The sequence below is a fragment of the Vibrio sp. GLN_1 genome, assembly GCF_043106015.1.
Classification (GTDB): domain Bacteria; phylum Pseudomonadota; class Gammaproteobacteria; order Enterobacterales; family Vibrionaceae; genus Vibrio; species Vibrio parahaemolyticus.
Genome location: NZ_JBICMD010000001.1, coordinates 1 through 5,570 on the forward strand (window position 1 = coordinate 1; position 5,570 = coordinate 5,570).

General features: G+C 41.7%; 5 protein-coding genes. 3 read left to right on the forward strand and 2 right to left on the reverse strand.

Annotation, left to right across the window (positions count from 1 at the left end; genetic code table 11):
* Both ACF8OV_RS00005 and ACF8OV_RS00010 read left to right on the forward strand, forming a co-directional pair.
* A partial coding sequence (locus tag ACF8OV_RS00005) for a hypothetical protein (protein ID WP_180768972.1) occupies positions 1-1,295 on the forward strand: 1,295 nt, incomplete at its 5' end.
* 79 nt (positions 1,296-1,374) lie between these two features.
* On the forward strand, positions 1,375-1,851 hold the full coding sequence (locus tag ACF8OV_RS00010) for a helix-turn-helix domain-containing protein (protein WP_140054234.1): 477 nt from the start codon (positions 1,375-1,377) through the stop codon (positions 1,849-1,851).
* Positions 1,852-2,114: 263 nt separating this feature from the next.
* On the opposite strand, the gene ACF8OV_RS00015 is transcribed toward ACF8OV_RS00010, so the two are convergent.
* The gene (locus ACF8OV_RS00015) at positions 2,115-2,720 is read right to left on the reverse strand and encodes a hypothetical protein (protein ID WP_140054233.1); all 606 of its coding nucleotides are present in this window, start codon (positions 2,718-2,720) and stop codon (positions 2,115-2,117) included.
* 1,259 nt (positions 2,721-3,979) lie between these two features.
* On the opposite strand from ACF8OV_RS00015, the gene ACF8OV_RS00020 reads away from it, so the two are divergent.
* On the forward strand, positions 3,980-4,255 hold the full coding sequence (locus tag ACF8OV_RS00020; RefSeq protein WP_140054232.1) for a hypothetical protein: 276 nt from the start codon (positions 3,980-3,982) through the stop codon (positions 4,253-4,255).
* A gap of 342 nt (positions 4,256-4,597) precedes the next feature.
* On the opposite strand, the gene ACF8OV_RS00025 is transcribed toward ACF8OV_RS00020, so the two are convergent.
* Positions 4,598-5,095, reverse strand: coding sequence for a hypothetical protein (locus ACF8OV_RS00025; protein WP_140054231.1), 498 nt, complete (start codon positions 5,093-5,095; stop codon positions 4,598-4,600).
* Positions 5,096-5,570: the final 475 nt, after the last annotated feature.

A 5,570-nucleotide genomic window follows, 5' to 3' on the forward strand; every position in this document is an offset into this window, starting at 1 on the left:
AAAAAAAAGCTTTCATTAATGCCTTTTTAGATGATGAGTTTTCGGAAAACTCAGCATCACCAAAGGTCAAATCTGACTTTGCAAAATACCGATACAAACTTGAGCAAAAAATAGGCACATCGGGCGATGAGCTAAGAGAGCAACTTATTGCCATAGCTAACGATAAGCCAGAGGATTACCGCGAGCGTATCAATGCAATCGATGGTGTAAAAAGAAAGGGCCAATTGATCAAAATGCTCGATAAGTACATGACACTTGCGAAGAAAATGGAAGGAGCAAGCGATCATCGAGAGTCCAAAATACACGAAGCATTTTTTAAATTCCCCCACCAACACGGTGTAAAACCTGATCCCCAACGCATGGCAGAATGCATGCGCTCTTTTTACGAAACACACGCACCGGATTACTCGATAGGGCTTTTGGTGGTGCATGATGATGAGAGGGAGAAAAACCAAACCACAGGGGCACATCCCCATATATTTGTTAGTACCCAAAACAACACAACGGGCGAACGCGATTTAGCCAAGCAGCTACGCCGAGAGGCAAACAAATACCTTCAAGAAAACCCCACAGAAGTAGCACTGTGGAACCCGGACACACAAAAGCATGAAACCCACACCGTTACTAATATTGACGCTCATGTGAGCGGCTACGCAGCCACCAAGCTACAAGGCATTATCATCCAAGATATGTTCATGAAACACGTTCAGGAAAAATTCCCTGAACTTGATGTTGTGTGGACGGAAAGCAGAGAACGCAAGATCAAAGCGTTTCATGAGCAGTATGAAGATGCCAAGAAACCCAAGGCAGATCGAGTATACAACCTCAACAATTACCTACACCTACGCGCTGAAAAGGTCGATAACGCACTTAAAAATAACGAGCAGGTAATAACAAACCAACGGGTAAAACACAGGTCAATTACCCAAGAAATTACCCAAGCTCAAGCGGATCTAAACAGTGTCACAAGACAGAAACAGGATGCAGAATACGAACTGTATGAAACTGAGAACAAACTCAACAAGCTAAAATCTGCCCTAGATGCATTTATTACCCCCTACAAAATGCTCATAGAAAGCATTTTAAGCGACAAAAGGGCAGAGGCGACCAATTATGCCAACGAGTGCCTTAAACAGCACCAGAGAGCACCAGAGGAGGCGAAAACAATGACAATGAACATGATCAACCAAGAAGCTGCCGAACTGGATAAGGTCGAGGGGGTAAACCCTGATTTGGTGGATATACACACCGAGATGAGGGAAGAGATCGAGGTTAGAACTAGACTAAAAATTTAAGGTGTGCTCAACAATTACCCATCATGATTAAACCATGTATAATATTACCCAATCGAATACACAAAATAACGGGTAATATATGGGTAATTACATAACCATTAGCGTAGCGTGTGATAGTTACAATGTAACACGTAAAACTATATACAACTGGCGAACAAAGGGGCTTTTGAAGGAAAAGCGACAAGGTCGCTCTGTTTTGATTGACTCGGATAGCATCGAGGCAGTTATTACCCAAAAATTACCGAGTAATATTACCCAAACCACGCCCGAAATTTTGGACGAAATTCAAAAGCTACACGATAAAATCGACCGCTTAGAGGGCATCATTACCCAACTATTACCCCAAAAGAAAGAGAGTACCCCAAAAAAATCATCCAATGAAAATAAAAGCACTCTGAAAGGGGCAAACTCCCAAAGGCAAGAGGAAGCGATAACAAAAGCCCGAGCAAAGTTTTTAGAATTAGGAATTCCTAACATATCTAGAGCAGAGCTAGCTAGAAGAGCAGGGGTAGACCGTAATACGGTTGGAAAACACTGGGAAAAGATTACGGGATAAGTCTTATTATGCATATAAAAGTGTGACGCAGATCACACTTTTTATGGAAAATGGCTTGTTTTAAAGTCTAAGCATGCTTACTATGATCATGTACCTCGCATAAGTTGCAGCTCTTAAAAGGGCGCAGGTATGTCGCTGTAGCAATACAGTTTCAAACGGGACGTAAGTCTGACGGTTGTTAGGAATAAGGTGTAAAAACCGAAGAAGCGCAACAGTTAAATTATTATATGAGCCGCCTCAGTTTTGCTGGGGCGTTTTCATATCTAATCAACTAATAACTCTGGCCATTGGCTCTGTATTAACCTTCCCAGAATGATATCGTAAGTCTCTTCTTTGTCTGATAAAGCCAATTTGTATGGCTCATTATTTCTGTTATGTGCGGTTTCAACAAACATCACTAACTTTCCGCCTTCATTCCTAACTTTTAAGATAACGTACAAGCCAAATCTAGGTTTCTGCCTGTTTTGCTGCTTAAAGTAAAGAGCCTTACCTATAACACGACTTTCTTTACAGTTCTTCCGACTTAAATACTGTATTGACTGTACTAGTTGCGAGCAATTGTTATAACGGTCAAGGTCGAAAACTCTATCTACTGTAGAGCCATCATCAAACTTATCAAATGAAAGCGTCGGTGTTGTTTCGCCATCTTTACGTTCATGGGTAAAGCAATGAGGGTCATAACGAACTTCAATATCGATCTTACCTTTTTGTCGTTTACCAACCTCATCTCTAAACTTATAGCTATAAGAATAAGTTTGATTTCTAAGGTGCTCTAGCGAATATTTGGTGCCATCTGGAGCTGTATATGTTCGGTCACAATAGACATCCTCATTCCAAGCATAACCTATCTTTTGTTTTTCTTTTGTCACCTGAAATCCCTATCTAAACCATAATCTGAGAATTGTATTATGCCATAAAGAGAATATTCAAAAGGTAATTACAAAAGCGCTCACTATGGATAAGGTTGGACAGCAAAGCTGATCCAAACCTTACCCACAGCCGCTACCACCCACAAAGCACGCTGTTAGTTTGTGCTCCGCACTTAACAAGTTTTTTTGTTTTTTCTCAAAAGCCTATAGCGCAGCAGTAACAAGTTACTGCTTTGCCTAGTGGCAACTTCGCTTCGCTCCAGTTACCACGCTTGCTTACATCATCTCTGTTGCTTATTCGGAGTGCCTATGTCACGCGCGGTGGTGAAAAGGAAGGGGAGGATTCCCTCGGACGTTTACGTTCGACCATAGCGCAAGCCTCCCTTAGACGAAAATCTAAGAGAAGCTTGCATTGGTATAGACTACACGCCCGTATGGAGCCAAAGTATAGGTCTATCATCCCCCCAGATCGTTCGGTTCGTCTGGGCTTGACCGATTCACACCATGTACCGATGGTGCTGTGCGCTCGTTCGGTCATAACTTAGATTTTGGGATTGGCTTTTCTCCTACCAAGTGCCCTTAGCGCTGCCTCTTCAGCGGCGGAATACCTAAGCTAGCAAGTTTATGAGCTGTCTCGTATTGCACAGTTACCCCCCTCCTCCTACCCCATGCAGGTACACTTCACAGTGTTCAAACACAGGCGAGACATAACTGGTGCACCGAAGCAGTTCCTAATCTAGCAAACGACTCGCTCACCTTGGCGGTGCTAGCACGAGTTGCGACAAAGATAGCGCAGGATTACCTCTGATCTCTCAGGGTTCACGTTTCAACATCGATTAGTGGGTATAAATACACCAGTGGATACTGGCATCTAGGATTGACACGGTTGAAAACCGAGGTAGAATTGAATATAAATTGTTTAGGGAATTCTACTAGTCCTAGATTCCTTAGCCGAGTTACCAGTTGGCGCTGTTAACTCAACCATTCAAAAGGTCGCCTTATAGGCGGCCTTTTTTTGTATCTGTTGTTAGAGTAATAAGATTTTTCTTGCAGATCAACAACTAACACGCCCATGATCTTTAACGATCTATCACTCTTTTTCGTTTCCTATTTTATTCAGTCACTTACAACCGAGGCAACCACCTCAACTGTCGCTCTCTAAAAGAGGCAACAGTCAAACTGTTTTTAGTACTCGAAAATGAGCTAAAAACCATTAAAAACAGCAACTTACTTATGTTTTACTTGCGAAATATGGTATAATGAAGGCTGAAGCCAGAGCTTTAGAAAACCCCAAAACTGAACCATCAGAGGTGAAAAATATGAAGAAGAAAATTATGAAGAAGTTAGCTAATTTGGAGGAAAAATGCTGGGATGCATGTCGCTTTGTAGTGCAGATTAAAGACAAAAAGCCCTTTAAAAACAACAACTTAACACACTTAGTGAAGCGGTGTGGTAGGCTTGAAGCTCTGCGTGAAACTTGTTTCCCAAGCCTACCACACCGCTTCACTAAAGTCAATAATTACAAATACTTATAGTTATATTACAGCTAAAACACTCCATTGTCATCCCACACACCACTCCCCAAGAACACGCAACACCGCATTTAACATATAGTACCTATTGCGCACTACCAAAAAGCAACTCAATCAATTAGCTCACCGAACGGGGCGTTTTGGACAATCTTTAGGGTCGTTTTACACCCCAAATTAGTGTTACTAATTTGTTGTAATTTACCCCCTAAAACCAAAAATCATCATTCGCATTAAAACAACCTAAAACGCCTCATTTCTGCATGCTTATTCTGGTTCTTAGTGTTCCCACTTTACTATCAGTTATAGCTAACGTATGCGTACATTAACTATAACAAACGACTGAAACTAAATTAATGAGCGGTATTTTCGTTTTGCTGCCTCAATGTCGCTCTCTGTTTTCGCCATTAGTCTTTTAGCATCATTCCGGTATCTCTCGGCAAGTTCGTCTACAAGCTCGTGAGTGCGTTTAGATGCCTTTCTGGTGCGTCCCTCGCAGCCGAAGTACTCAACAAGGGTCTGTTGTGCTCCACTGCGCCCATTGAATAATCCCTTACTTAGTTTGCGAATGGTAAGTGGCGTCATATCAAACTCATCAACGTGTTCATAAAGAACAACATGAACCACAAAATCGATCATTCTTCTGGTCTTAAAGTTCTTTATAGCAGCGGTAAGGCGTGCGCCACGTTGTGCAGGTTCATATTTTTCCACGCTGTAGTTCTCAAGCTCCCGTTTAAAATCCATCCACAAACTGTCCTCGTGTACGCTCATAGTTCTGAACATAGTCTCGGTAACGTTCTTGTATCTTTTTCTTCGCTCGTCAATTAGTTGCTCTTTCGTTGTCATTTTCGTTCTTTTGTTTTCATGATTTATATAAAAACAATAGTGAATTTCTCCACCTCAATCAAGGCTAATGTATGCATACGTTAGCTTTAACTTAAATTCGAGCAGTTTCGCTTTTGGGTAAGGATTGGGTATCCTTACCTTATAGCAAAAACACGAAGTGTGATTTGCTGTAACCAGCTACGCTTTTTCACACTTTTGATAAATCAAAAGATGAGAAAAATCTGCTGGCGAGGTTTCACCCTCGACCCAAGTCCATAAAAACAAACTGTTTTAATGTCCCAAACAACCACAATGATTTACCGCAATGCCAACTACCAAAGTAGGGCAAAATGCGCCAAGTCCCTGAGCCATTCTTTACGTATAAAAACTAACGCTTTTAAGCCAAATGAGTGGGCTGAAGATCTAACAGATTCGAGTTGGATTTTTACACCAAACGACACCGAAGGTCGGCAAATAAATTCCATCTCCGTGGAGG